This is a genomic window from Spirosoma montaniterrae (genome assembly GCF_001988955.1).
In the GTDB taxonomy this organism is placed as follows: Bacteria; Bacteroidota; Bacteroidia; order Cytophagales; family Spirosomataceae; genus Spirosoma; species Spirosoma montaniterrae.
Map to the genome: position 1 here is coordinate 1,667,678 of NZ_CP014263.1, position 26,726 is coordinate 1,694,403.

Annotated in this window: 21 protein-coding genes; 9 read left to right on the forward strand and 12 right to left on the reverse strand. The window is 53.1% G+C overall.

The genetic code is table 11. The annotated features are described in order from the left end of the window. Window positions 1-3: 3 nt before the first annotated feature. From frr to AWR27_RS07420, 9 genes are all read left to right on the forward strand, one after another. Window positions 4-564: a ribosome recycling factor gene (gene frr / locus AWR27_RS07380; protein WP_077130591.1), complete on the forward strand. Its 561-nt coding sequence runs from the start codon at window positions 4-6 to the stop codon at window positions 562-564. 160 nt (window positions 565-724) lie between these two features. After that, window positions 725-2,779, forward strand: a complete 2,055-nt coding sequence (locus AWR27_RS07385; protein WP_077130592.1) for a beta strand repeat-containing protein — start codon at window positions 725-727, stop codon at window positions 2,777-2,779. 162 nt (window positions 2,780-2,941) lie between these two features. After that, entirely contained in the window at window positions 2,942-5,539 is a 2,598-nt protein-coding gene (locus tag AWR27_RS07390; RefSeq protein ID WP_077130593.1) for a YfhO family protein, read from the forward strand. A 143-nt stretch (window positions 5,540-5,682) separates the two neighbouring features. Continuing rightward, a complete protein-coding gene (locus AWR27_RS07395) occupies window positions 5,683-6,309 on the forward strand; it encodes an HAD family hydrolase (protein WP_052672571.1) in 627 nt (208 codons plus the stop codon). A 58-nt stretch (window positions 6,310-6,367) separates the two neighbouring features. After that, window positions 6,368-7,519 carry a site-2 protease family protein gene (locus AWR27_RS07400; protein WP_077130594.1) on the forward strand — a complete coding sequence of 384 codons (1,152 nt, stop codon included), beginning with the start codon at window positions 6,368-6,370 and terminating at the stop codon, window positions 7,517-7,519. A 108-nt stretch (window positions 7,520-7,627) separates the two neighbouring features. Continuing rightward, window positions 7,628-8,218 (forward strand): RNA polymerase sigma factor, encoded by a 591-nt coding sequence (locus AWR27_RS07405; RefSeq protein ID WP_077130595.1) that lies wholly within the window; start codon window positions 7,628-7,630, stop codon window positions 8,216-8,218. Then, window positions 8,215-8,982, forward strand: a complete 768-nt coding sequence (locus tag AWR27_RS07410) for a tetratricopeptide repeat protein (protein WP_077130596.1) — start codon at window positions 8,215-8,217, stop codon at window positions 8,980-8,982. The genes AWR27_RS07405 and AWR27_RS07410 overlap by 4 nt, the downstream gene beginning before the upstream one ends. Window positions 8,983-8,999: 17 nt before the next feature. Continuing rightward, window positions 9,000-10,760: a S8/S53 family peptidase gene (locus AWR27_RS07415; RefSeq protein WP_077130597.1), complete on the forward strand. Its 1,761-nt coding sequence runs from the start codon at window positions 9,000-9,002 to the stop codon at window positions 10,758-10,760. A gap of 50 nt (window positions 10,761-10,810) precedes the next feature. Next, a complete protein-coding gene (locus tag AWR27_RS07420; RefSeq protein ID WP_083732777.1) occupies window positions 10,811-13,594 on the forward strand; it encodes a CHAT domain-containing protein in 2,784 nt (927 codons plus the stop codon). On the opposite strand, the gene AWR27_RS07425 is transcribed toward AWR27_RS07420, so the two are convergent. From AWR27_RS07425 to AWR27_RS07480, 12 genes are all read right to left on the reverse strand, one after another. Beyond that, window positions 13,560-14,177 (reverse strand): 3'-5' exonuclease, encoded by a 618-nt coding sequence (locus tag AWR27_RS07425; RefSeq protein WP_077130598.1) that lies wholly within the window; start codon window positions 14,175-14,177, stop codon window positions 13,560-13,562. The genes AWR27_RS07420 and AWR27_RS07425 overlap by 35 nt on opposite strands. A gap of 182 nt (window positions 14,178-14,359) precedes the next feature. Beyond that, window positions 14,360-15,589, reverse strand: coding sequence for a helix-turn-helix domain-containing protein (locus tag AWR27_RS07430; RefSeq protein ID WP_077130599.1), 1,230 nt, complete (start codon window positions 15,587-15,589; stop codon window positions 14,360-14,362). Window positions 15,590-15,652: 63 nt separating this feature from the next. After that, window positions 15,653-17,128 (reverse strand): S41 family peptidase, encoded by a 1,476-nt coding sequence (locus AWR27_RS07435; RefSeq protein ID WP_198045106.1) that lies wholly within the window; start codon window positions 17,126-17,128, stop codon window positions 15,653-15,655. A gap of 34 nt (window positions 17,129-17,162) precedes the next feature. Next, window positions 17,163-17,816 carry a hypothetical protein gene (locus AWR27_RS07440; protein WP_077130601.1) on the reverse strand — a complete coding sequence of 218 codons (654 nt, stop codon included), beginning with the start codon at window positions 17,814-17,816 and terminating at the stop codon, window positions 17,163-17,165. A gap of 8 nt (window positions 17,817-17,824) precedes the next feature. Then, on the reverse strand, window positions 17,825-18,208 hold the full coding sequence (locus tag AWR27_RS07445; RefSeq protein WP_077130602.1) for a hypothetical protein: 384 nt from the start codon (window positions 18,206-18,208) through the stop codon (window positions 17,825-17,827). Window positions 18,209-18,346: 138 nt separating this feature from the next. After that, window positions 18,347-18,703 (reverse strand): hypothetical protein, encoded by a 357-nt coding sequence (locus AWR27_RS07450; protein WP_077130603.1) that lies wholly within the window; start codon window positions 18,701-18,703, stop codon window positions 18,347-18,349. A 112-nt stretch (window positions 18,704-18,815) separates the two neighbouring features. After that, window positions 18,816-19,676: a hypothetical protein gene (locus AWR27_RS07455; RefSeq protein ID WP_077130604.1), complete on the reverse strand. Its 861-nt coding sequence runs from the start codon at window positions 19,674-19,676 to the stop codon at window positions 18,816-18,818. Beyond that, window positions 19,673-19,858 carry a hypothetical protein gene (locus AWR27_RS07460; RefSeq protein ID WP_077130605.1) on the reverse strand — a complete coding sequence of 62 codons (186 nt, stop codon included), beginning with the start codon at window positions 19,856-19,858 and terminating at the stop codon, window positions 19,673-19,675. The genes AWR27_RS07455 and AWR27_RS07460 overlap by 4 nt, the downstream gene beginning before the upstream one ends. 76 nt (window positions 19,859-19,934) lie before the next feature. Further along, window positions 19,935-22,343 (reverse strand): TonB-dependent receptor domain-containing protein, encoded by a 2,409-nt coding sequence (locus AWR27_RS07465; RefSeq protein WP_077130606.1) that lies wholly within the window; start codon window positions 22,341-22,343, stop codon window positions 19,935-19,937. 158 nt (window positions 22,344-22,501) lie between these two features. Further along, complete coding sequence (locus AWR27_RS07470) at window positions 22,502-23,644, reverse strand: RNA-guided endonuclease InsQ/TnpB family protein (RefSeq protein WP_077130607.1); 1,143 nt, start codon at window positions 23,642-23,644, stop codon at window positions 22,502-22,504. A 186-nt stretch (window positions 23,645-23,830) separates the two neighbouring features. Then, window positions 23,831-26,002, reverse strand: a complete 2,172-nt coding sequence (locus AWR27_RS07475; protein ID WP_077130608.1) for an FUSC family protein — start codon at window positions 26,000-26,002, stop codon at window positions 23,831-23,833. A 202-nt stretch (window positions 26,003-26,204) separates the two neighbouring features. Continuing rightward, window positions 26,205-26,633 carry a ribose-5-phosphate isomerase gene (locus AWR27_RS07480; RefSeq protein WP_077130609.1) on the reverse strand — a complete coding sequence of 143 codons (429 nt, stop codon included), beginning with the start codon at window positions 26,631-26,633 and terminating at the stop codon, window positions 26,205-26,207. Window positions 26,634-26,726 lie beyond the last annotated feature (93 nt).

Genomic DNA, 26,726 nt, shown 5'->3' on the forward strand with positions numbered 1-26,726 from the left:
AAGATGGAAGAAATCGAGCTATATCTCGACGATGCAAAAGATACGATGGAGAAGGCTCTCAAGCACTTAGCCATTGAACTAACCAAAATTCGGGCCGGTAAAGCCTCGGCCCAGATGCTCGACGGTATTCAGGTTGAATACTACGGCAGCATGACACCCCTCAATCAGGTAGCTTCGGTCAACACGCCCGATGCCCGCACCATTGTGGTGAAGCCGTTCGAGAGAAAACTGATTGGCGAGATCGAAAAAGCCATTCGTAACTCGAACATAGGGCTGGCTCCCAACAACGATGGCGAGATGATTCGGCTCAGCGTACCGCCCCTGACCGAAGAACGCCGGCGCGACCTTGTCAAGAAGGTGAAGCAGGAAGTAGAAGTGGCGAAAGTGAACGTGCGCAACATTCGCAAAGACACCAACGAAGACATCCGTAAACTAACCAAAGAAGGTGTTTCGGAAGATGCCGTGAAGCAGGGCGAAGAGCGCGTTCAAAAACTAACTGACGCCTTCATCGCCCGCATCGATGAAACGTTTGCGGCCAAAGAAAAAGATATTCTGGTGGTGTGACCACACGGCAGCTATCCAGATCCTTCACTTTCTACAATGGGGTGGGAAACAGGGGTGGGGTGATCAGTCAGCTACCTCTCAGTATATTTATCGAACTGATAGGTAAGGGGCAGTTACATTTGGTAATTAAAATGCCGAATTAAAAACTCTTCCTTACCCCATGCGCTACTTTTTCTTTCTGATTGCCTGCCTGATTGTTTTTATATCAGCCCAGGCACAAACCAACACGTCTATTGTCTCACAAACGGGTAACATCCAGTCGGCGTCGGTTACGCAGGGCGGTTCCGGCCAGCAGTCGACCATTACGCAACAGGGTGCCAGTCAGACGGCCACCGTCTCGCAGTCGGTGCAGAGCAATAGTGCCATCATCACGCAAACGCAGGGAGCTACGGGCAACATAGCTTCGGTGGTGCAGAGTGGTACGGCCAATACGGGCGTTATCGACCAGAAAGAAGATGCCATCGGCAATACGGCGGGCCTGACACAAACCGGGAGCGGTAATACGGCCCTGATAACCCAGATCAAGTCGAGCAGCAGCAACAGTGCTTCGATTCAGCAAAACGGCACCGCCAACAACGCGCTCATTACCCAGCGCGAATCGGCTGTGTCGAATACGGCGTCCGTAACGCAGATTGGTACGGCCAATTCGGCTACGGTGACACAGAGCAACAACAGTGTTCGGAACAGAGGAAACATGTCGCAGAGTGGTCTAACGAACACAGCCACTCTATTTCAACGCGATGATTCTAACACAAATGCCGCCGATTTAACGCAGACCGGAAACAGCAATGACGGCACGATTCGGCAAACCAACAATAGCCGTAATAATACCGTTACGAGCCTTCAGGTTGGTGATAACAATATTGTTCGGGTCGATCAGATTAATGATTCTGGCAATAATACGGGAGATATATCCCAGGAAGGTCTCGCGAACGAGGTTGCGCTGGCCCAGCAAAACAACGGCCAGAGCAACACGGCTACGGTGGGCCAGGGTGGAAATTCAAATACAGCGGTGGTTACTCAGTTTAACGCGGCTACCGCGAACACCGCTACTGTGTTGCAGAACGGTATAGGCAACCAGGGAAGTGTGACCCAGGGCAGAGGAGGTATCCTGAATATGGCCAGCCTGACGCAGACAGGCAATACCAACAACGGATTGATCTATCAGGGTGAATCCGGTAATACCAATGCGGCTACAATGGTGCAAAGCGGCACTGGCAATGTAGGGTCAATTACGCAGCGGGGCGGGGCGGTCGATAACAGAGCCAGCTTAACCCAAGTCGGTACGGTCAATAACGGAGTTATTTATCAGGGCGAATCGGGCACCAGCAACACGGCTACGGTGGGCCAGAGTGGTGAGGCCAACCGGGGGCTTGTCGACCAGAAAGGCGACGCCCGTACCAACCTGACTACGCTGACCCAAACCGGCGTGTCGAACACGGCGACCGTAGCGCAAACCAACTCAAGTAGTACCAACGCGGCTTCGGCAATACAGGATGGTAACTCGAATACCGGTATTATTAATCAGCTTGGATTTTCAGTAACCAACACAGCCAGCCTGAGCCAAACGGGCGATAATCACTCCGGTGCCATTAACCAAACCAATAACAGCGTTAACAACAGGGGGGCAATTGTGCAGAGCGGCAACGCCAACGTAGGGTTTGTTAACCAACGGTTCGATTCGAGAGATAATCAGGCATATATCACGCAGGCTGGTACGTCGGGTACGGCGACTATCAACCAGACTTCAGGTCTTGACAATGCCACTGCTTTTATCAATCAGGGTACGGGCGGTACGGGCAATTCGGCACTGATTACCCAGGAGGCCAACAGCAAATCGGGAGCACCGAACTCGGCCACCATCAACCAGAACATGACCACTACCGGCAGCGGCAACTCGGCTACGGTGACGCAGGGCAACGGCACGGGCAGCAACACGGCCCTCGTGAATCAGGAAGACAGCAACAATACAACGCTGCTCAACCAGACCGGCGTAGGCACCAACGTAGCGACCATCAGCCAAAGCGGCAACGGCAACGGCGTGTATGGGCTGGGTGGCATCGGCACCTACGCGACGCAACTCAGCGCAGCAGGCGACCCTAACATACTCACTGTAACCCAAACAGCCAACGGCGGAGTCGCCAACAACGCCTTCGTGGGTCAGAACGGCGCAGGCAACACCGCCACGATTACGCAGACGGGGGTGATGCCGTAGGGGTGGGGCTAACCTGCCTGAACCGGTTTTGAAGCAGCCAGCCCACACGCAAGTTTGAGCTGGTTGCTTGGTTTATGAACACAATCCCGCTTCTGTCTCGGTCGTTTTTTGGGGAAAGCCGTATCTTTGGGTTTCGCAGACCTCCGTCGCATAAACCGTTTTATGAACCAACCTACCCGTTTTCAACGGCTGCGCCCGCACCTGATTGCCGTGCTGGGCCTGTTTGTTTTGGCCGTTATCTACTTCTCGCCCGTGCTGTCGGGCAAAACGCTGAGTATGGCCGACGTGCAGCAGGCGACGGCCTCGGCCCGCGAAGTCCGCGAAATTGCCCAGCAAACCGGCGACAAACCGCTCTGGACCGACGCGGTCTTCAGCGGTATGCCCGCCTACATGATCGACTTCAATTACCCGTATATTTTTGTTTATAAGGCCACTATGGCCGTCATCAACGTGCTGCCCAACACGGCGTCGGTGGTGTTTGTGGTCATGCTCTGTGCATATATTCTGCTGGTGGTGCTGGGCTGTAATGCGTGGGTGTCGGCACTGGGAGCCATTGCGTATGGCTTTGGTACGTTCGGCATCGTGAGTCTCGAAGCCGGGCATATTTCCAAACTATTTGCGATGGGCTACGGAGCCGGGCTGCTGGCGGGAATTGTGCTATGTCTGCGGGGCCGATACTGGCTCGGCGCGGCTCTGACCGGTTTTTTCGGCTGTATGGAACTGGGTGCCAACCATATCCAGATAACCTATTACCTGTTTCTGACCATCGGCCTGTACGTGCTCATCGAAGGCATTGCGCTGGTGCGGGCGGGTAAGGTTCGTCAACTTGCGCTGGGGCTTGCAACGGTGGCCGTGGTGGGGCTGCTGGCAGGTGGCAGCTTCGGCAAACGCCTGCTGGTGATGAATCAGTACACCAAAGAAACCATTCGCGGCACCTCCGAACTGACCGCAAAGACAACGAATCCTGATGGGAAAGCGGCCACGAACGAAACCAAATCGGGTCTGGATAAGGAATACGCCTTCAACTACAGCTATGGTCTGGGCGAAACGCTGACGCTGCTGGTGCCAAACGCTTTCGGTGGCGCGTCGGGGGGCGGGTTAAGCACCGATTCGGAGTTTTACAAAGCCCTCGTTAACCGGGGACTCGACCCGGCATCGGCTAAACAGTTTGTTGAACTCGGCACGCCCACCTACTGGGGCAATCAGCCGATGGTGGGAGGTCCGGCCTACGCGGGCGCGGCTCTGCTGTTTCTGTTTGCGCTGGGTATGTTCATCATTCCGGGTACTATTCGCTGGTGGCTGCTGGGCGCGGCTTTCCTGATGGTGATGCTGGCGTGGGGCAAAAACTTCGCGGCTGTCAACTACTTCCTGTTCGATTACCTGCCGTATCTGAACAAGTTCCGGGCTATGACAATGGCCCTTTGTTTAGCGCAACTATTTATCGGCATTGGAGCCGCACTGACGCTGCAAACGCTGGTGACGCAAAAGCCGACTTTCGCGCAACTCAAACAACCCCTGCTTATCAGCTTCGGGCTAACGGGCGGGCTGGCTCTGGTGCTGGCCGTGCTGGGCGGCTCACTGTTTTCGTTTCAGGCCCCCAACGACACGGCCATTCTGGGTAACTATTTCGGCGACGCAGCCAAAGATTTCCTGCCCGCGCTCATCAGCGACCGGCAGGGCCTTTTGCGGGCCGATGCCTTCCGGTCGCTCATCCTGATTCTATTAGTTGCCGGGGCTGTGTGGGCGTTCGTTACAAACAAAATTAAACCGGCTGTGCTCTATCCGGTGGTGTTGGCCGTAGTAGTGTTCGATTTGCTGGCTGTTGACAAGCGATTCCTGAACAATGCGGATTTTGTATCGAAAACGCAGGCAAGTCAGATTTTTGAACCGACGCCCGCCGACCAGCAGATTTTGCAGGATAAAAGCTTAGGCTATCGGGTGTTCGATCAAACCATCGACTTCATGAACAGCAACCGCACGTCGTATTTCCACCGCTCTATCGGTGGCTATCACGCGGCTAAACTGCGCCGGTATCAGGAGTTGATTACCTATGCGTTTCAGCCCAATACGCTGAATTTGCTCAACATGCTGAACGCCAAATACATCATCCGAACCGGCGAACCGGCTCCCGGTGCCGATCCGGCGCAGCAGCAGCCAGGCGCACCGGTGGCCCTGCCTAATCCCGAAGTCCTCGGCGCAGCCTGGTTTGTGAGTCACGTGCAGCCGGTAGACGGAGCCGACGCCGAGATAGCGGCTATGCAGAAACTGAACCCACGCGATACGGCGGTGGTCGATAAACGGTTTGCCGAACAATTGGCCGGCTTGCCTGCCACAATGGACCATACCGGCAGCACGGTTGAACTGACCAACTACCGCGCCGACAAACTGACCTACGCCGTTAATGCCGCCCGCGAGGGGCTGGTGGTGTTTTCGGAAATTTATTACCGGGGCAATGAAGACTGGCAAGTGACCATCGACGGTAAACCCGCCCCGCACTTACGCGCCAACTACGTATTGCGGGCCATGCGCGTTCCTGCTGGCAAACACACCGTCGAATTCCGGTTCGACCCGCCCGTTGCCAAAACCGGCGATACCATCGACCTGATTTGCAATATTCTGCTGATTGGTCTGATTGGTTTCGTCGCTTTCCGCGAAGGACGTGGCTCCCGTTCGGTGCCTGCGCCACAGCCCGAACCTGCTCCCGTAGCCGAAGTACGCGCCGAACCAACCAAGCCCGTGTCGAAGCCGAAGCGGAAATAAGCCGCGATATGCCAATCTAAGCCTATCTTTGGCTTTTCGTTCCTGACGGGGAACACGGATTAAACGGATTTTCGCCGAGGGCTCTTCTATACTGTTATCCGTGTAAACCCGTAAAATCCGTTGATTCCGTGTTCCATCCCCATATGAAAAACCTGATTTTCGACCTCGGCGACGTTATCATTCCTATCGACCTGTCGGCACCCATTCGCAACTTCGCGATGCTGGCAAATCTGCCCGAAGAGGATGTGCGGACACTCTGGCAGCAGCACGATTTCCTGAACCATTACGAAACCGGCCTGATCGACGATCAGGGTTTTCGAGACCATGTTCGGCAGGTCATCGGCGAACGCAACGGAACATCGGTCGATTGGGCCGATGAAGTTATCGACACAGCCTGGAACACGGTACTGCTCGATTTGCCTGTAGAGCGTATCGAACGCATTAAACGGCTGCATGGTAAGTACCGATTGTTTCTGCTGAGCAATACGAGCCCTATTCACATTCGGCAGGTGAATCGCGTTCTGAAAAGTATGAATCAACCCACGCTGGAAGAACTCTTCGAGCGGGTGTTTTATTCCTACGACGTGCGCATGGCAAAACCTTCGCCCGATATTTATCGACACGTACTCGAACAGGCCGGGATAAATGCCGACGAAACAGCCTTTTTCGATGACAATGCCGCAAACATCCGGGCCGCTGCCGAGTTGGGCATACAGGCGGTGCAGGTAGTACCGCCAAAAACGATTATTGATTACGTAGAAGGATTGTAACGCGGGCACAAGCCCGTTTCATTTAGTTCCTGATGCGGGTTCGCCCCGCGTTTCTGGTATGACGTCACGGACCAAAACGTACCTCCTCCACGGAGGTCTTTTTTTAATTACGCTGATTACGACCACGATGGCTGGTGCCGAGTGGATGTTTGGGCGATTGTTTATCCCGCTCGAAGGCATGAAAACGCTTGGCTGGAACGAGTTTCTGGCCGGGTTTCAGTTTTCGATTCCGTTCCTGTCGATTCTGACTGTCCACGAGTTTGGGCACTACATTGTGGCGCGGGCCAATCGGGTGCGCGTTACGCTGCCATTCTACATTCCGATCTGGCTCGGTATTGGGCAGGGCATTGGTACGCTGGGCGCGTTTATTCGCATTCAGGATTATATCAACAGCCGCCGAAAATACTTCGACATTGGTGTAGCCGGGCCGCTGGCGGGGTTTGCCCTGGCGTTAGTGGTGTTGTGGTACGGTTTCACGCACCTGCCACCCCCCGAATACATTTTTACCATTCACCCTGAATATCAGAAATGGGGCCTGGCCTATGGGCAGTTTGCCTACGAAAACCAGCCGCCCGGTCAGAATATTGGGCTGGGCGATACGCTGCTGTTTTCCTTTTTTAAAACTTACGTAGCCGATCCGATGCGGGTGCCACATCCCTACGAAATGGTGCATTATCCCTACTTGCTGGCGGGGTATCTGGCTCTGTTTTTTACGGCCCTGAACCTGATTCCGATTGGACAGTTAGACGGTGGGCATATTCTGTACGCTCTCATCGGACGTGAGCGGTTTCGGTGGGTAGCACCGGCGTTATTCATCCTGTTTGCCTTTTATGCCGGATTGGGTTCGTTCAGGCCCACCGACTTCGCTATAGCCACCGACGAAGGCTTTTACGAAAAGCTGGGGTATTTTGGCCTGTATATTTTTATGCTATACCTCGCTTTTTCGCGCATCAGCGAAAACCGGCTGACGGTTCTGCTCATTACCCTGAGCGTAGTGGTGGCACAACTGGCCCTATCGTGGTGGCAACCCGCCTGGGAAGGCTATTCGGGCTTTTTAGTCTTTGTGTTTGTGCTGGGTCGGTTACTGGGTATTTATCATCCCGAAACCGAGTTGCAGGAACCTTTAGGCACCAAACGAACCGTGCTTGGCTGGCTCGCACTGCTTGTATTTATTCTGTGTTTCAGCCCCCGGCCATTTCTGATTTCCTGATGCGGGAAACTGCCAACAACCTGGCGAAGTTGTTAAATAAGTAATACGCTTATTTTCAGTCAATTTATATATCTTACGGCAAAGAACCACTCTACTGAACCTACACTTATGGCACTGTTTTCAAGACAACCTTCCGACGCAGAGCTGATGGCGGGTATTCGGGCAGGTGGTGCACAGCGTCGGCAATCCGAAAACAAGTTGTACGAAAAATATGCTTACCTCATCGCCGACGGCACCCGAAAGCATCGGTTAGATGAGGAAGACTGCGCCAGTGCCTATTCCGATACAGTGCTAACGATCTTCGATCATATCATAACCGGGCGTTTTGAAGGACGTTCGGAACTTAAAACGTACCTCTATCAAATATTTACGAATAAATGTGTTGACTTTATCCGAAAAAAGACGACTAACCGAAGTAGTGTACATGATGCGCTCTCACTCGACGATTCGCTGATGCAACTGCCCGACGTGGCCCGGTCAGTGGTGCAGCAACTGATTGCCCAGAGCGACGTAGACCATCTGCACCGGCAGTTGCGCGACATTGGTGAAAAGTGCCGGTCGATGGTTCTGGCCTGGGGTGAGGGGTACTCTGACGAGGAGATTGCGCAGACGCTGGGCTACAACTCAGCGGCTGTTGCCAAAACCAGTCGCTTACGCTGCTTGGAAAAATTACGCGAACGTTATCGCACAGACCTATGAATAATCTTGAATTCATTGAACAATATGTAACGGGTCAGCTTTCGGCTGCCGAACGAACTCAGTTTGAAAATGCGCTGCAAACAGACCCGGCCTTAGCCGATTTGCTGGCTTTTTACGTCCTATCCAAACACACCGCCAAAGCCGAAGCCCGCGAGCAACGCCGGGCCGAACTCGACGCCCTGCGGCATCAACTGGCGCAGCCACCGACCGCCAGTGAAGGTGCCGACAGCCGTGTTCGTTCGCTCTGGAGTGCGCCCATGCGCTGGGCCGCAGCCGCCAGCGTTGTGCTGCTGCTGGGCCTGGGCTGGTATTTCCTACGCGACACGGTCAGTACCGCCAACCCGCGCCAGTTAGCCGATGCTTACATTAGCCGCAACTACGACCAGTTGACCACTACCATGAGTGGCGGTACAACCGACAGCCTGACGCAGGGCATTGGCTTGTATAATGAGAAGAAATTTTCGGAAGCTGAAGCCGTCTTCGAGCAATTGCTGACCCAGCAACCCAATAACGACCGGGTGTTGAAATTCGCCGGTATTGTTGCCCTGCGCCAGCAGAAATACGACCAAGCAATTGCCCGTTTTAACCGCCTGAGCCAGCGTACAGACCTCTTCAGCAACCCCGGCACCTTTCTGGAAGCCCTCGCCCGATTGCAGCGCAATCGACCGATGGATAAAGAGCAGGCCAAAAAGTTGCTTAATGAAGTGGTTGTCAAGAACTTGGAGGGCAAAGCAGAAGCGGAGCAACTGCTAAGTACGTATTAACGCCAACCCCACACACTATGACCACCGACGAACGCCCCGATGCCAACGCCAACCCAGCACAAACGAGTAATTCACCGTCTGGACTTATAAACGGGCATCACTCAAAACCCTACTCCATTATTGAGACCAACCGCGATAAACTTCGGAAATTAGGTTGTTTCGTGCCGGTCATTCAGATTCCCGTCGGCAAGGGCGAACCGGCTCCGGTGGTGGTACAGCGACAGAAAATTCTGGTGTTCAGTAAGGCTGAAATCGACCAGTTGCCAAAACGGAAAGGCGAGAAGCCATTCATCTGGTTAGAACTGGAGGGTAAACGTCGGCGGGCTACGTTTGTTCGCATCAGCGATTGCCCTAATCCACCCGGCGAGTATAGTAAGTTGGGGGAGGAGACGTATACGGTATTAGTTGAATTCGGTTCTCTTGTCAGTGCAAAGCGGGTAGCGACTGAGTCAGTAAATCGCGATGCCGACACGCAGGCCAATAATTTTGTGCTGAACTCAGAACCAGCCGGTTCGTTGCCGTCGCCACCCATTCAGGATGCTATACCGACGAAGCAAGTACAACATAGCGATTTTCAGATTGTTGATGGAGAAGATCTAAAGCAATACCAGGGGGAAAGTACGCTTGTGGTAGCCGTGGTCGATTCGGGGGTCAAATATGACTTGAGCAATCTTTCTGATGATGAAGATGATGATGAAGAAATCCTGTGTGCATCGGAGCCGCTTCCAGCTAAATCGGGCCTGTATCATTATGATGAGCGCGGTGCCTACCGTTTCCGGTTGTCAACCGGGTTGCCAGGCTGTAACATACAGGCACCGGCCATCGGCTACTGCGGTATTACCGATTACGTTGAACTACCAGATAATGCCAAAAAATTGTGTGTACTGAAACACTACACACCCGAACAAATCCGCAGCAGTGCCTTCGACGACAACCGGGTAATCCGGGACGATAAGTCGACTTCGCGGGGCGGTCGGCACGGCACGTATATAACGGCCATTATCAACCATAATACGCCCAAAGAGGTGTCGGTACTGCCGGTGAAAGCGTTCAACGTGGGCGGCTACGGTACGCTGTTCGACGTGCTGTGCTGCCTGAACTACGTGCTGGCTCAGAAACGCGCCGGGTTGCCCATTCAGGTGTTGAATGCGAGTTGGGTCGGGCAGATCAATGCGGACGGGAAACGGCTGTTAGACAGCAAGTTCCGCGAGCTGGAGAAAGCAGGAATCATTGTTGTGGCCGCAGCCGGTAATCAGAAGCGCGATCTGGGAGACCCCGCCTTGGGTACGTTATACCCAGCCTGTTACAGCACTGAGTGCGAAAACGTAATTACCGTTACGTGCGTCGAACGGAAATACAAGCCGGTTAAACAAGGTACGGCGGGCAAACGCGGTGGCCTGACCGGAGCCGAACAGCAGGAGATTTTACAACACATGGGCTTAGACCCGAATCAGTACGATGCCGTGGTTGATGGGTATGAAGTAACCCAGAATTTTTCCAACCGGTTGGTGTCGGTGGGCGTATATGGTGGGCTGCTGACGGAGACAGGGACAAAAAATCCATTCCAGGAGGTCATTCCCACCTATAAGGAACCGCTACAGGGAAGTTCGTTTGCTACGGCCCGCGTCAGTGCCATTGTCGCGTCGTATCTGGCGGCAAACCCAACTGCGTTGACCTCAGCCAATATAGCTTCAGTCAAAGAACAGATTCTGACGGCGCACACGCGGGAAGAGGCTACTATAGAACCGCGTATACACATGGGACGATTAATAAGTTAGTGAAATTTGCCAACCGACCGGGTTGGCGTTCGTTCTGATCGGGTTGAACCATGAAACGTGTACTACGCTGTCTGGCTGTTGCGCTACTACTAACCTGCCGGATGTATGCTCATGGGGCGTCTCCGGCAGCGTTGGCCGTAGAACTGCGTACCATTCTTCAAAAACCACTGTCCGACCAGAATAAGCTGTTAACCGATTGGCAGCAACGCTGGAACCGGGCGGGCTATGCCAAAGATTCGGCCTACGTCAACGCGCTGTTGCAGGTTGGGATGTTACGGCTGTTCGATGGCAAATACGACGACGCAGCTACTACCGTTCAGCAGGCCGTAACGGTATGTCGCACTAATCCGGGCCGCACCCGCCCGGCTGATCTGTCGAAGGCTTTGTACCGGCTGGGGGTTATTTACAACCTGCAAAGTAAAATCGAACCAGCCATTACCGTGCTGAAACAAGCCGTAATGGCTGGTCAGAACAGCCCTGAAGCAGCCACGTGGGTTGCCAATGCCTACCTGTATTTAGCCTACGCCTACGACACGAAAAGCGATTTCCAGCAGACCATTACGCAGGCCGACTTCGGGTTGCAGACATCGGCTCGTTTGGGTAACAAACCCCTGACCGCCAATCTGCTACGCCAGAAAGCCCAGGCGTTGAACTCATTGCAGCGGTATGCCGAAGCCCAGCAAGCCGTTGAACAGGCCATCCAAACCATAGAACACGAGCCGGGGCTGACAGCGGCTTTGGCCGATAACTACAGCCTGCTGAGTATTATTCTTGGGCATCAGCATCAGCCCGAACGGGCACTTCGCTACGCACAGCAGGCGTTTGCATCAGCCAAAAGCATAGCCTATAATCAGGCACCCAGCATGGCAAACCGGGTGTGTTTCCTGCTCAACAATATGGGCCGCTACGACGAAGCACTGGCTTACGGTCAATACACCATAGCTACGAGTAAAGACCCGTTCAGAAAAGCCGAAGCGTTACAGCTCATGGGGGTAACGTACTGGAAAAAAGGCGATTATGCTCGGAGTTTGCAACTTTATCAACAGGGTATTACCGAACTGCCGATCAATTATGCGAACCGAAACATCGAGCAGTTGCCCGACGACCAGCGTATTCGTTTAGTAGCGCACAAAGAGGTTTTATTTACCCTGCTGCGCGACAAAGCCGATACCTGGCTCGACTATGCCAACGCAACGCGCAACAACCGCCAGCGGCTCCAGCACGCGCTGGATACGTATAAAGCTGCCGATCAGTTAATCGACTTTATGCGCTGGGAACACACCGGACAGCAGTCGAAATTATTCTGGCGGCAAAAAACGCGCGGACTCTACGAACGGGCCATCGAAACCTGTTACCGCCTGAACGATAGCGAACAGGCGTTTCGGTTTATGGAAAAGAGCCGGGCCGTACTATTGGCCGATCAACTCAACGAACTCGGCGCACGTCAGCAACTGTCACTGGCGCAGACAGGCATGGAACATCGGTTGCGTCTGGCCGTTGGTGAGCAGCAGACCAAGTTAGCGGTTGTGCAGCCCGACAGCCCGGACTATGGCCCTTCCCGCGCGGCATTGACGCTAAAACAGGATAGTTTAGAAACGTTTCTGCGACAGTTGGAAACCTCCAACCCGGCTTATTTCCGCTACAAATACGACAACCACGTGCCTCCACTAACCGACGTAAATGCGTTTTTAGCCGGACACGGAACTTCGCTCGTTACCTATTTCGTGGGCGATAGTGCGCTATATGTGCTGAGTCTGGATGGGCGAAAAGCGAAATTAGTACGGCAGTCTGTTTCAGCGTATAACCAGACTATTCGGGCGTTTATGCCGCTCCTGACAACGCCCGACGCACTAAGTCGCCGAACCGAGGTGGAACGGTTCTGGGCCTTGGGTAGTCGGCTGTATCAGCAACTGCTGGCTCCGCTGTCGTTGCCGAAAGGTCGGGTAGTAGTGTCGCCCGATGGCTTTTTTATTCCGTTCGAGACGCTGAGCCGATCTGCCACCCGCGACGAGTATCTTGTTGCCGACTATGCGTTTAGTTACGTTTACTCGGCGCGGCTGCTGTTACGAAATCAGGGCAATCCGGCGCGGCTGGCAGCACTGAGTAGCCATGATTTTGTGGGTATGGCTCCCGTTGCCTTCGCCAGTACGTTAAAGCAGGTCGCGCTACCCGGTTCCGATGAAGCTCTGAAGCCCATAGCTGCCCGGTTTGGCTCGTCGGTGTTAGTTACAGGCCCTGCCGCTACCCGCCGAACGTTTCTGTCAGAAGCCGCCGACGCCCGGGTAGTACACCTGTTCACCCACGCCACTGCCGACACCAGTCAGCGTGAACCATTACTTTATTTCGCCGATTCGACGCTCCGCCTGTCGGACCTGGCCGACGGTCAACTGACTAACACGCAGTTAGTTGTACTGGCAGCCTGCAAAACCGCCGTTGGAGCCAATCAGCGGGGCGAGGGGGTGTTTAGTTTAGCACGCGGGTTTGCGGCTCTGGGCGTGCCGAGCATACTGACGACCCTCTGGAGCGTTGAAAACAAAGCTACTTACGAAATTACAAACCTGTTTTACCAGTACGTAGCCGACGGTTTGCCCAAAGATGAAGCCCTGCAACAAGCCAAACAGGACTGGCTCCGCACTGCCGATGGAGCCAATCGACTGCCCAACGTCTGGGCCGGGCTGATCCTGGTGGGCAACACCGAACCCCTCGACCAACCGAGTCGGTGGCCCTGGGTAGCGGGTGGCCTGCTGGTACTGCTCGGTGCCGGGGGAGTGTGGTGGTGGCGACGGATGCACCGGCTGGCTACACCCGCAGTTGCATGGCTTCGGCCAGTTTAAACACCTCTTTCAGGCATTGGGCGGTCAGCACGGCATCTTCCAGCGCGTTGTGAAAGCCATCTTCGCGGGCAAAGCCGAAATAGTTCGCTATAGCCGTCAGGCTAAGCCGGTCGGGTACGCTGCGGCCATTGGCTTTCAGCACGCGAAACGTGAAGTAGGCCAGCGTGTGCAGGTCGAGCAACACCCGCGAGTAAGGCCATTTTAACTTCTCGTAGCGGTAGGCTTCTTTTAGGAAATTGATGTCGTTGATCACGCTCTGTCCGCAGATTATCACATTGCGCAGAAACGGAGTCCGGTCTAACTGACCGGGCGGCACCCGAATGCCCAACTGCTTACAAATCCACTCTTCCATCGCCGGTAATACGTCGTACATCATCGGCGCATCTTCGAGGTCGGCCAATGAGAGGTTGTGAATTTTTTCGGACGACGACGAGAATGCATCTTCATTTTCTGGGTACACATTGGTCAGATAGCGGCCTTTTTCCGTCCAGTCGTCGTCGAACAGCACCGCACCGATCTGGATAATTTCATTGTAGTCCGGCTCCGGGCCGGTCATTTCGAGGTCAAGAACAAGATAAGGCACAAGAATGATATGATTTACAGCGTATAATCCAGCGTAGTTGAGAGCGAAATAATAGCAGAACTATTAGGCTTGCAAGTAATTTTTATTCTGAAAAATAATCGCGTTATTTTTCAATGATGAAACATTTTGGTATCCATTGCCGTTTTACCTACAACTTCCAATCCAAAACCCGTCTGACCATTTCAGGCGGGTTTTATTGTTTCTGCGAATTCCTTCGGCGATTGGCCCGTAAATTTCTTAAACGCCCGGTTGAAGGTAGCTTTTGAGTTGAAGCCGCAGTCGAGTGCGAGGCCCAAGAAACTCAGGTGAGCATTGGCCGGGTTGTGCAACTGTCGTTTAAATTCATCGACGCGGTATTCGTTCACAAAATCGTTGAAGTTCTTGCCAGTGCCTGCGTTGATTACCTGCGACAATAAAACCGGATTCAGGTGCACGTGCCGGGCCAGGTCGGTCAGCGACAAATCAGCATCGAGATACGGTTTCTCCGTTGTCATGTAATCCAGCAACTTATCGCGCAGGCTAACCAATTCGTCGGAGAGGGGAGGAGACGATGCGACTGAAGGTATGGGTTGATGCGCCGGTGCTTCGGCGGATGAAACTTCGGCCAGTACGGGTGTGGCAGTCCGTATCGACACAGCGTCGGGTATGTCTGAAACGGTAGCACCGGCAGACGCAAAGGCCAGTCGTCGGCCCGGCTGCACCTGCGCGTAGCCGTTGATGCTGACGTAATAAATCAGAACAACTTCCGCCAGTTCGTCCCACCAGTCCTGCCAGAAATTAAGTTGGAGCGTAAAACTCAGCCCGTCCATCAGAAAGCCAAACACCGTAACAACGGTCAGGGCAATGATGAAGTTACGAAACCAGCGGAAGCTAATGGTTTCGGTTTCGGAAAACTGGTGCTTAATCCACTCCCGATAGTGCCGATATAGCCGCAGCGACAGATAGAGGTAAAAAAAGTCCTGAAGAACGCCAAACCAGAACTCAAACGTACCAATGTAATAGGGTTCGTGCATGTTGGCTTCCCACCAGCGCACAAAATCGGTACCCATTGCAAAAATGCTGACCCGGTAGATGACCTGCACCAGAAACGGAACCGCGTGCCACAGGTCGCGCCGGGTAAACTGAAAATCAGCGTTAAATTGCGTTTTGAGGTAAAAATAACACAGGGGCGGAAACAGGTAGCCCAGCGTTCGGGGGAAAAATTCCAGCTCGCGCCAAAGAATTTCGATACCCCCGAAGCCCAGCATATACTCCCAGATGTTGAACGCCATCCCCACCAGCACCCAGCCCAGCAACACGTCGGACAGTCGCTCTTCGCGCCGACCGCGTAGCCACAGTAAAACGGCATATACCCAGGCTTGTACAAATCCAAACAATAGGGGCGACGAATAAGCGGAAAAATAGAACGACATAAAGTGAATTTCGGAACGGTTAGCAATATACGAGCTGAATGGCTTGTCTGTTTTGTGCGGGTATCAATCATTTTTGCTGATCCGATCCAGTACAAACTGCAACACCTCGTCGTGGCCCTGCAACAGGCCGGTAATGGTAGGTAAAACGCGGTAATCAGGCAGGCGTTTGGCCGGATATTTTTTGGTAAACTCGCCCCAGCACAGAAACGGCATATCGACCGTGATGGCACTGTTGGGTAGTTTGATAATATAGCTCTGACCAGCGCACAGGATACCGGCATAAATATCGCTCCCTAACTCTTCGCCCACGAACGTAATCTTCTGGCCCGTTGTCTGCCGATATTTATACAGCTTTTCGACAAAGCCCGCCCCCGCCGAAAAAACTCCTTCGTTTATCAGCACAACAATCTGTCCCGTAAACCGGTCTTTCGTCGGTAGGATGGTGGCCCCCATCATGTCGAGGTATTTCTGCTTGATAAACAGCGTTTTGTCATCTCTTAAAAACTCCGCCGGGTCGGCTATGTAGCCCTTAATGTCGTCCGACAGATTGATGGCGTATTGCTGAAACGGGAATGTTTTGCTCGGCACGACCATCTGACCGGGCAAAATGGGACTGGGAGTAATGTGTGCAAGCAGTTTCTCGCTGTAGCCATCGCTCCCGCCTTCGTTGTCGCGCAGGTCGATAATCAGGTGTTGGGTGCTACGGCTGTTCATGTCCCGGAATGCACTATCGACAAATGTTTCAAATCGAACCCCAAAATTTTCGATAAAACCCTTATAAAAGCTACCCACTTTCAGGTATGCCGTTTGCGGGGCCACCACTGCCTTGTATTGCGTTGGGTTCTCAAAGTGGCTCAGGCTTTTGCCCGTCAGCATTTTGTGGGCTTTCTCCATTGCTGAAGGCAGTTGAGCCTTTACACGCACGGGCTTCGGTTGACCCGCCAACCTCAACGAGAACTCCATTTCGTTAGGATAGAGCATGTTATAAAGAAAATGGAGGTAGTAATATTTGTAGAGAAAGTAGGTTTTGAACGTCTGGTTGATGCCATCGGCGGGGATGTACCGCGCCATCGAGTCGAGCAGTTGCCGGGCGGGTTTGCCATTGATGCTCAGAATCTCGGCTCCTCTCGATACCCTTTGTTCTTCGCTGCAATCACCCAGCACATACAACTTCTGGTCGATCACCATCAGTTGCAGGGGTAAATACCGCCGGTCCTTTTTGAGATTATTCAGCCAGTAATTCGGCTCGCCCTCGCCGGGCAGGTTAATGCGCGAGTGACCATACCGCAGGAGCGTGAGCAGATAACGAAGTTTGAGGTAATAGCCATCGACCGTAATCCCTTCCCGAAACGTTTTGCCGATGCTGTCGCACTGCCTGGCAAACGTGGCCTTATCAATGAAGTAGTACAGCCCGCCGTGACCTTCCTCAAGCGAACCGCGAAAAATGGCGAAATCGTCGCGTTGCTGGCTGAGAGTTAGCCTGGGCGGCTGGGCCTGTCCGGAGGCAAACTCAGTCAGCAACAAGCATATTGCGATCATCAACACAAGTCTCATGGCAGTGTAAAAGTGAGGGTTATTCGAAAATATCAAACGTTTTGCCCTTATCTCCTTCCTTAACGATCAGAAACGGCTTGTCGGAGTCGATGCGTTTACCGCTCATGACTGTGTTTACCTGTTCGTTATCAGCCAGATACACCTTCGTGCCAACCGGATAGGTATGTCGGTAGCTTACTCTTGGAGCCATCACCTCAATTTGAGTGCTGTTGCCAGTTTCACCCGGCTCGTAGCTGATAATGGCAACTTTTTGAGGAAGCAGGCTCGGATTTCGTAGACGGACCGTAACCCGTAGTGACGCATCCGGGGTGCTATTTTCCCGCTTGACCTGCCGTTTCTCTTTTTCTTCTTTAGCCCCGGTGTCGGTGCCGAGGGTTTTGCCTTCGTCTTCAGCCCGAACGGTGAATATCAATCCTGTGCCTGTTTCGCCATCGTTTGTGAAATGGAGTCTGGCACCAACGGGCCAATTGCAGGGGATGGTCTCGCGCCGACCCATCGTGAAGCCGTATTTGATGCCCGGCCCTTCGACTAAGAACATGCGGTGGTAGCCGAGCGTATTTTTAAGCATGAAGGTAATACGGGGCGGGTCGTCGGAGAGCGAACGAGCGGTTACGCCAGTGGTGGTAAACAGAGCTACCGAAAGCAGGAACAGGATGATTGCGTTGGTTTTCATGGGCCGGATTAGTTTTTAACGTCGAACGATTTACCGGCATCGTCGGCTTTGACGATCAAAAACGGCTTGCCTGCATCGAGTCGCTTACCACTCATAACTACGTCGACCTGCTCGCTATTGGCCAGATAAAGTTTCGTGCCCACAGTGTAATAGACCTTTTTACTCCCTTTAGGCAGCATGACGAAACCGTAAGTACCGTTGCCTTTTTCGCCGGGCGAATAACTAACGAGCGTAATTTTTTTCGGCAACAGGCTGGGGTTACGAAGCGTGAACGTAATGTCCTTGTTCTGCCCGGTCTGAACAGTCTCCGCTTTAGTGTTGGCGATTGGCGTGAAGCCGGTGTTGGCTGTGAATAGCGTTGCTACGAGCAGGATGATTACGATGGTTTTCATTGTGTTTAGTTCGTTCTGTGTTGGCCCGGATGTGCCGGACGGTGAGACAAAGGTGGTAGGTTGGCAGGCTCTGGTTCGACTCAAAAAGAAGTTGAGACGACTCAAATTATGTCCTGAGCCGTTTTGAGGGCAAATCGTTTATGGCTGAACCAGATTCACGGTTTTGCCATCGTCTTTCGGTTTTACGACCAGCAGGGGTTTGCCGGGTGCTTCCAGGCCGCGCATGTTGGCGTTGATTTCCTGCTGATTCACCAGCGAAAGCCGGGTGCCGGGTTTGATTTCTACTTTGTGGGCCTGACCGGGCAGAATATAGGCCGTGAACACGTTAGGGTATTTATTATCGGGATAGCGTTCCAGAAACCTAAACTCGCGGGGCACCAAACCGTTGTTTTTGAGACGTAAACGCACCTTTTTCGGGTCTTGCGCGAAGGCTGACGAAGCAAACAGGAATAGTAAGATGAATAGCACATTCCATGCGCGATGTGTTGTTTTCATAGTCGTTTGCAAGAATTGATTATCATTGCAAACCTCCCATTGATACGTCGATGGATCGTCTCATAATTTTTTCGAGACGGTTCAGATTATAAATTGAGTCAAGAAAGAGAAGTTAATCGTCTGAGCTGATGTCTGTCTGAGCCTGCAAATCGACATAGGTAATAGTCATATTGCGGACCTGCGCGTAAGGAATAATGATGTACTCCTGTTGTATCTCTCTTTTGTCGGCGCGTTCAAATAATTCAGATTGATTGACTTCCTCCCGAGTGGCTGTTTCCTGCGTTTTCGATATAATTTTTTGGCTACGTGATGTCTTTTGAAACACTGATTTTGACGCATAAAACAGAACCAGACGGTCGAGCGTGTTACTGGTTTCGTTCAGTGTGAAGTCATATAGAAAACCGTCGTAGATAATCGTATTCTCTTTAGTTTCGGTTAAGATGTGAACAGCAATCAGATCAACCGTTCGATCTTTAGTAGTCGGATTGGTTTCTAAAATGCGGCCCGTCAGCCAGTAGAACCATTCATTTGAGAAACGTAGCAGCGTATACTTCGAGTCCAACTTGTTTCGGAATACAAGGTCACGTGCCACAGCCGCACCAACCAGTGCTAACGTTAGGGATGCAATCAAATACCCCGAAAAGCCGAGCAGGTAATTACCAATTTTAGCGTTGACATAACCTGATGGCGCACCAATAGGAGCGTCTATCGACTTGCCAAGCAAAAGGTTGTAAACGAATTGATAATCGATTTGGAAAGGCGTAAAAAAGTCTATGAATACGGTACAAACCAGATGGATGGTTAAGGCAGGCATAATCGAAGCCGTTACCTGCTCCCAAATGGGTTGCCTGAGTACGTTATACTTGATTTTGTAAGTACCGCCGTTGCGACTTCCCCGGAAGTATGCGCCCCGAAAAAATATGCCCGGATACAGCAGTAAAATAATTAGCAGTGCGCTTAAAACAACATTCATAAACTACGAGTCGTAGCGATGTCGTCCAGTTTTTCAGCATCGATTTTTATGATCTTGCCATTTTCATTTTTTACTATTATCTCGCCTTTCTTGTGCTCACTGCTTAGAAAACGGCGCAACTGAGCAGCCGACTCTGGCGAAGAAAGCACCTGCTTGGCTAACGGACTGAATGGAGCACGCATAGTAGAGAAAATATAATTTCAACAAATAAACAACATTTGCCAAGCAAATGTCAACTAAAAGACAGACGATTTTTCATTACAAATTCCCTTTCGCTTTAATCCGCCCTGCATCCTGACCGGTTTCGCGGTCGCGGGCGGCTTTTACGTCGTTGCTGCCGAAACGGTAGCTGAATCGGATGCTTACCCGGCGGCTTTCCCATTTGCGGTCGATGCGGAACTGCTGGCTTTGAAAATCAGCCGATTGCCGCCAGCGCATGGTATTCAGCAGGTCATCGACCGCAAGGGTGAGTTTGCCGCGCTCCTGCATCACTTTCTTCTGTAGGCTCAAATTCAGCGCACCCAGCCCGCCAATCCGATATACGGTTTGCTTCGTGGGCGCACTCCAGAAGCCCGATGCCTGGGCCGACCAGCTTTTCGACACGGTAAACGAGTGCTGCATGTAGCCGTCGAAGGCAAACGCCCGCTGGTCGAACGCTTCGGTTGCCGAAAACTGGCCCACAAAGCGGTTCCAGGTAGCACCGGCGTAGGCGTATAAACTCCACCACTTCGTAAACTGATACGGTGTACTGATCGACAGATTCAGCGCATCGACCCGGCCCACGTTAGCAATGGTCTGGTAGGCGATAAACCCCTGTTGCTGCACCACGTCGGTAGCAAACTGATTGGTTCGGCTGTAGGAAACTTTCAGACTGGTGGCCCATTTATACGTCCAGCCCGCTTCGATGTTGTGCGTGTAAGATGGCCGCAGAAATGGGTTGCCGCGTGTGCTGGTGTAGGGGTCGATGGGATACACGAACGGGTTCATGTCCTGGTAGCTGGGCCGGTTAATCCGCCGACCGTAATTGACTGAAAACAAACTGCTTTGCGTAGCCTGATACTGCACAAAAGCTGTAGGAAACAGATTTAGGTAACCCGTGTCGGGCCGGGCGATGCGCTGGTTCAGCAGATCGGTGGAGCGACCCCGCACGTCGGAATGCTCGGCCCGCAGCCCAGCCTGCATGGCCCATTTGCCCGCCGAACGGTTCAGTGAGGCATAGGCCGCGCTGACGACCTCGCGGTAGGTGAATCGGTTGGTGCGGCTCAGGTCAGGCTGTTCGGGCAAGCCGCTGAATGCCAGCAGATTATTGTCGGTTGCTACGTCGGTGTGCTTTAGCCCGGCTTCCAGCTTCAGCCGCCGTGCTTTCCATTCTTTCACGCCATCGGCTTTCAGCGTTACGATACCGATGGTGGTGCTGGCATCGAAGCGATTCCGCAGCCCGAACAGCGGTTGCCCGTCTGTTCCGAAATAATTGCTCGTGATGGTGTTGGGGGCGGTGTTGCTGAAACGGGTAACGTCGGCATCGAGGTTGATCTCAAGTCCCAGCGTATCGGCATAGCGGTAGTTCAGAGCCGCGTTGACGCGGTTGTTCCACGACGGATTCTCGACGCGGTTTACCAGACTCGTGTCTACCACCTGCTGTTGATTGAGGATGTTGGTCGTGGTGTAGGTGCCGAAGCGGTTCGCGCTGCTATTGCCCGACACGACGAGACCGAGCGTTTGGCGTGCGTCGATGAAATAATCGGCTCCGGCTTTGTACACAACGGCCCGTGTACCGTCGGAATCGTAGCCGCGCTGCAAAAATTGCGAGCCAGCCGCCAGCCGATCCAGCAATACATTCGTAATCTGGAAGTTATCGGTCCCCGACAGATTGCCGAACAGGTTGACGCGTTTGGCGCGGTAGTTCAGGTCAAGAGCGGCATTGGCGCGGTGGTGGTCGCTTTGGCCGTAGCCGCCCGATACGCTGCCGTTCAGACCTAAGCTTTTATCGCGCCGGAACCGGATGTTGATAATACCCGCTCCGCCCTGTGCGTCGAACCGGGCCGAGGGGTTGGTAATGAGTTCAACCTTATCGATACTGCTGGCCGGGGTAGCCCGGAGCAGATTCGCCACATCAGCCGACGACAGGTTGGTCGGTTTGCCGTCGATAAATACGATGGCTCCCTGCTTGCCGGCCATTTTAATGGTCTCATTGGGATCAATAACCACGCCCGGAGCCTCCTGCAACAGTTCATAGGCGGTTTTGCTCTGTGCCGTGGCGTTATCGGCTACGTTCAGCACGGTCTTGTCTATCTGCTGTTCGACGTAGGGTTTCTGCGCCCGAACGTTCACCGCAGCCAGCGTTTGCTCGGAAGCCCGAAGGATTAATGGCTCCAGCGTAGTGGGTTGATTCCCGGATAGCGTCAGCCGCGAACTACTGATGGTCTGCATGCCTACCATCGACGTTTCGACGCGATACGCTCCATCGGCCACGTTTGTAAACGTATATCGACCGGTTTCGTCGGTGATGGTGCCGGTTGCCAGCGTGGAGTCAGCCGCCCGGAGCAACTTTACGACGGCAAACGGCGCGGGCTGTCGGTTGGTATCCTGAATCGTGCCTGTGATGGTTTGGGCCATTGCCGAAAGGGTGGCGAGAATGAAAAGGGCGCAGGTAGTAAAGCGAGCCATAATCGAATGCCCGGCAGGGCGTTTGTGATTGATGGCTCAAAGGTGGCGGATTGGGAAGCCCGGCTTCGACTCACGAAGAATTTGAGACGACTCAATGTATAAGTTGAGTCGGATAGGCCGCACGTCAGCGAATGGCGCGGTCTTTGAAGCTCTCCCGGCTAAAGCGCGGGAGATTCTTGGGCTACCACCTCAACAGGCGCGTATACCTCCCAAGCTGACACGGCACTTCCTGCCGCCTTTGCTTTTATGTTTTTAGCCGCGTTAACGTCCCGGTCATGAACCGAATCGCAACTCGGACAAATCCACTCCCGCACGGCTAACGTTAGTTCCGTATTGCGGTAGCCACAGCATGAACAATCCTGCGAGGTGTGACAGGCAGAGACTTTCTCAAAGCTGCGACCGTACCACTTCGCTTTGTAGTCGAGCATCTGCGTTAGCCCATACCACCCTGCATCCGCTATGGATTTAGCCAGATGGTGATTAGCCAGCATGTTGCTGATTTGCAACGATTCCACGCTGATAGATTGGTTTTCTCCTATCAACCGCGTTGTCAGCTTATGCTGAAAGTCTTTTCGGGTATTGGCTACTTTCTGGTGTTGACGCGCTAACTTCTTAATCGCCTTACGGCGGTTGGCACTGCCTTTCTTTTTCCGGCTAACGCCACGTTGCAGCCGCTTTAGTTTGCGTTCGGCTTTGTAGAGGTGCCTGGGGTTTTCAATGGTTGCACCGTCCGAGGTGACAAGAAGCGACTTGATACCTACGTCAATACCAATACTATTCGGACTGATTGGCAACGGTTCTATGTCAGTTTCCACGCACAGACACATGTACCAACCATCGGCACATTCCCGAACCGTTGCCCGTTTAATTGTACCAGAAAGGGTTTGACTATTCCGGTATTTGACCTTGCCAAATTTGGGTAGTTGTACGTATTGACTGGTTAGTTTAACGCCCTGTTTAAAACTAAATGATTGGTACTGACCCTTGCGGGCAAACTTTGGAAAGCCTTTTCCTTGCTTAAAAAAACCATCGTAAGCGTTAAATACCCTGTCCGTTACGTCCTGCAAGGTTTGAGAGTGGACACAGCCTAACCAGTCGGTATCTTTGGCAATACTGGCCAGTTCCTTCTGAATGTCATTCTTGCCAATAGAAACTTTGTTGTGTTCCCAGAGCGTCTTTTTGTAGGACAGCGACAGGTTGTAGATATACCGACACGCGCCTAACCACCGCCCTAACGCCCGTTGTGAGACGGGGTAGGGTTGAGTTTGTAGCGGTATGTTTTGACCTGAATCATTAGACAAATATATATCATTTAAATATTGTTTGCAAACCTAAATGATACGTATTTTCTTTGTGACATGGAAAAGGAAAAATCAAAGGCGTATCTTGTTCGTATGACCCCGACGTTGCATGAACAGGCGGAAAAAGAAGCTCAGAAATTAGGCTTAAACTTCTCGGCATATGTCCGCTATCTAATCAGCAAAGAGTTAAGGGCTGTATCCCCCGCCTGAAGGCGGGAGCATTAGCCCTTTAGTTATCGTAACGGCTGAAATATCGGCACACACCTGCTGAATAAACGTTAGCTGTTCGAGCATAGCCGATTCATCCGTCGTTAGTGGAGCAGCCGCAGTGGTTGGTGCTGCGGTCGACTGTTCCCACAGCCGATGCTTGTTGAAAGCAGGGTCGAGTTTGCGCTGTGCTTCGGCCAGCAATACCAGCCCGCGCCGAACCGGGCGCAGCAACGGAGCCGGGTAGGGGCGGGGCTGACCCGGCGGCAGTCCCGTTAGCAGCGTAGCCACGTTGGCCGACAGAATGTGCGTCAATACCACAAACTCGTAGACTTCTTTTTCATTGCGTTGCGTGTGCTTGGGTTCGGAGGTCATCCGCTGGAAAGCACTCGCTAAATTGGCCGATGATACGTAGACTTCTTTACGGGCGAGCTTATAATCTAACACTGTTAAGTAGCTGCCCGATAGTCGATTATACAACTGGGTCATGTAGTGCAGGTTGGCTGCTAATACGTCTCGCATCGGCGTAATCAACTGGTCTGATTCCCAGCGCGGAAAGAGGGCATACCCCGCCGAAAGCGCAATCAGGCCCCCCAGCAGCGTGTCGAGCAGGCGTTCGCCAGCCGCGCTGATAAAGCTAACGCCCAGAAACGTAGTCAGTATCAGCACAAAGGGCGTTACGCAAATCACCATCACGATATAGTTGATCCGCAACGCGCTGTAGGTGCCCAGCATAAACAGTACCATCAGCACCAGCAGTGCGACGCTGTTCTGAACGAACAGCAATATCAACACGCCTATGATGCCGCCAACAACAGTGCCAATGATGCGTTCGCGGTTGCGTTGTCTGGTCAGGCTGTAGGCAGGTTTCAGAATGACCAGAATCGTCAGCAGTACCCAGTAGCTATGGTGGCCGGAGGGCATCAGCTTCGTAACCACGTAACCCAGCAACAGGGCTAAGGCCATGCGCAGCGAAAACCGGAACGTCGATGAATCGAACGTCAGGTTGTCGCGAAACGATTGCCAGTCGATGGCCTGATGCGACACAAACCGCCCATATTCGAGCCGATTACCAGCCGTCAGGTTCTCGGTTGGAGCCGACCAGTTGGCCCGGATGCGCTGTAGCCGCTGGTTTAAATTCCGAAGGCTGATGAGCACTTTGCGCAGCACCAGCGTAGGGCCTTCGCTATTGTCGAGGGCGTCGATCTGTCGCTTCAGGTCGGCTAATGGCTGGGCGAAGTCAGGTGGCTGCCGGTTCGGTACGATGGTCTGAACGGTTAGGCCGAGGTGATCGAGTTCGTCGGCTATCTGCTGAATCAGATGAGCAACGGCGTCGAGCACCCCCGATTGACCAAACCGCTGCCGAATGTCGCTGTAGTCGTAGTACATAGCCACCACCTGCTCGTAGAAATCGACCATTTCGGAAAAAGTCAGCACCAGCCGCTGCCCGGTAGGATCGGCTTCGGCCAGATACTGATCGCTTTTGAACAGCAATTCGCGCACGGCGTTCTGCTGCTCACTCACCACTACCTGCTGCGCCAGCAATCGACGGTAATCATCGTTTATGTCGGTATTGGCCCGGTAAAAGTCGGCTTTGATTGCCATGAACCGGGCAATTTCGTGGATACACAGGCTAAGAGCCTGCTGCGCCGGTCGGTAGGGCCGCAACGTGGCCGACAGGATACTGATGGCCGCATACCATACACCACCCGCCAGCACCAATCCACTCTCGCGCAGAATGGCCGGACCGTCCATGTCGCGGTCCATCATCAGCACCATCACCAACAACGCCCCCGTGCCGACCGACGTAGCGCGGGGGCCGTAGAGCGTAAACATGGAGAAAAAAAAGCTGGCGATACCAATGACGAAACCCAGCGTAAGGTCGTTCAGGCGGGCGAAGCCGGTAATGAGCGTCATCAGAAAACCCGCCAGCGCGGCAATGGCCATGCCGTTGCGCCGGTGCTGCACCGGGCCGGGCGCGTCGGCCAGGGTTACGCTCAATGCGCCAATCGACAAGGTAATGCCGGTCGATAGCTGATCGAACTGGCTGAAAACCAATGCAGGCAGCAAAATGGACAGCGTGATGCGCAGGCCCGCCGAAAAGTACTGGCCCGACAAAAAATAACCCACCTGCCGAACCCGCCTGTCCATACGCTTATACTACGTTCTGTGTACTACGTTCTATATGTGTTGGGTGAAGAGGTTGTTACACAAAGATGCACTGAGAAAAAGAGATACGCCGAAATTTAACCCAATTCTCGGTGTATCTTCCTGATTACTCTGCGAAGCTCTGTGCAACAATCTCTTTACCCGGCATATGTAAAATATAGACGGCAGTTCACACTATGAAAAGTCACTCGTCCAACTGCTGAATACGCGCCAGATGCCGCCCGCCTTCAAAGGGTGTGTCGAGCCAGATTTGCACGATTTTCAGGGCCATTTCTTCGCTTATCATCCGTTCGCCAATCGAAATCACGTTGGCGTCGTTGTGTTGCCGTCCGAGCCGGGCCGACTCTTCGTTCCAGCACAGCGCACAGCGAACCCCTTTAACGCGGTTGGCCGCAATGGCTTCTCCGTTACCCGACCCGCCCAGTACAATACCCCGGTCAACGGCTCCGGCGGCAACAGCTTCGGCAACAGGCCGGATAAAACGCGGATAATCGACCGAAGCTTCCGAGTCAGTGCCTTTGTCGATAACGTCGTGGCCGTGGCTGATGAGGTACTGTTTGATGGCTTCTTTGTAGCGGAAACCGGCGTGGTCGGAGCCGATGGCAATTTTCATAGTGTTATTTATTGGTACTGCGTTCTACGTGAGCTGGCTGGGTGAACAAGTTGTTACGATTGCTCTGCGAAGCTCTGTGTAATAACATTTCTT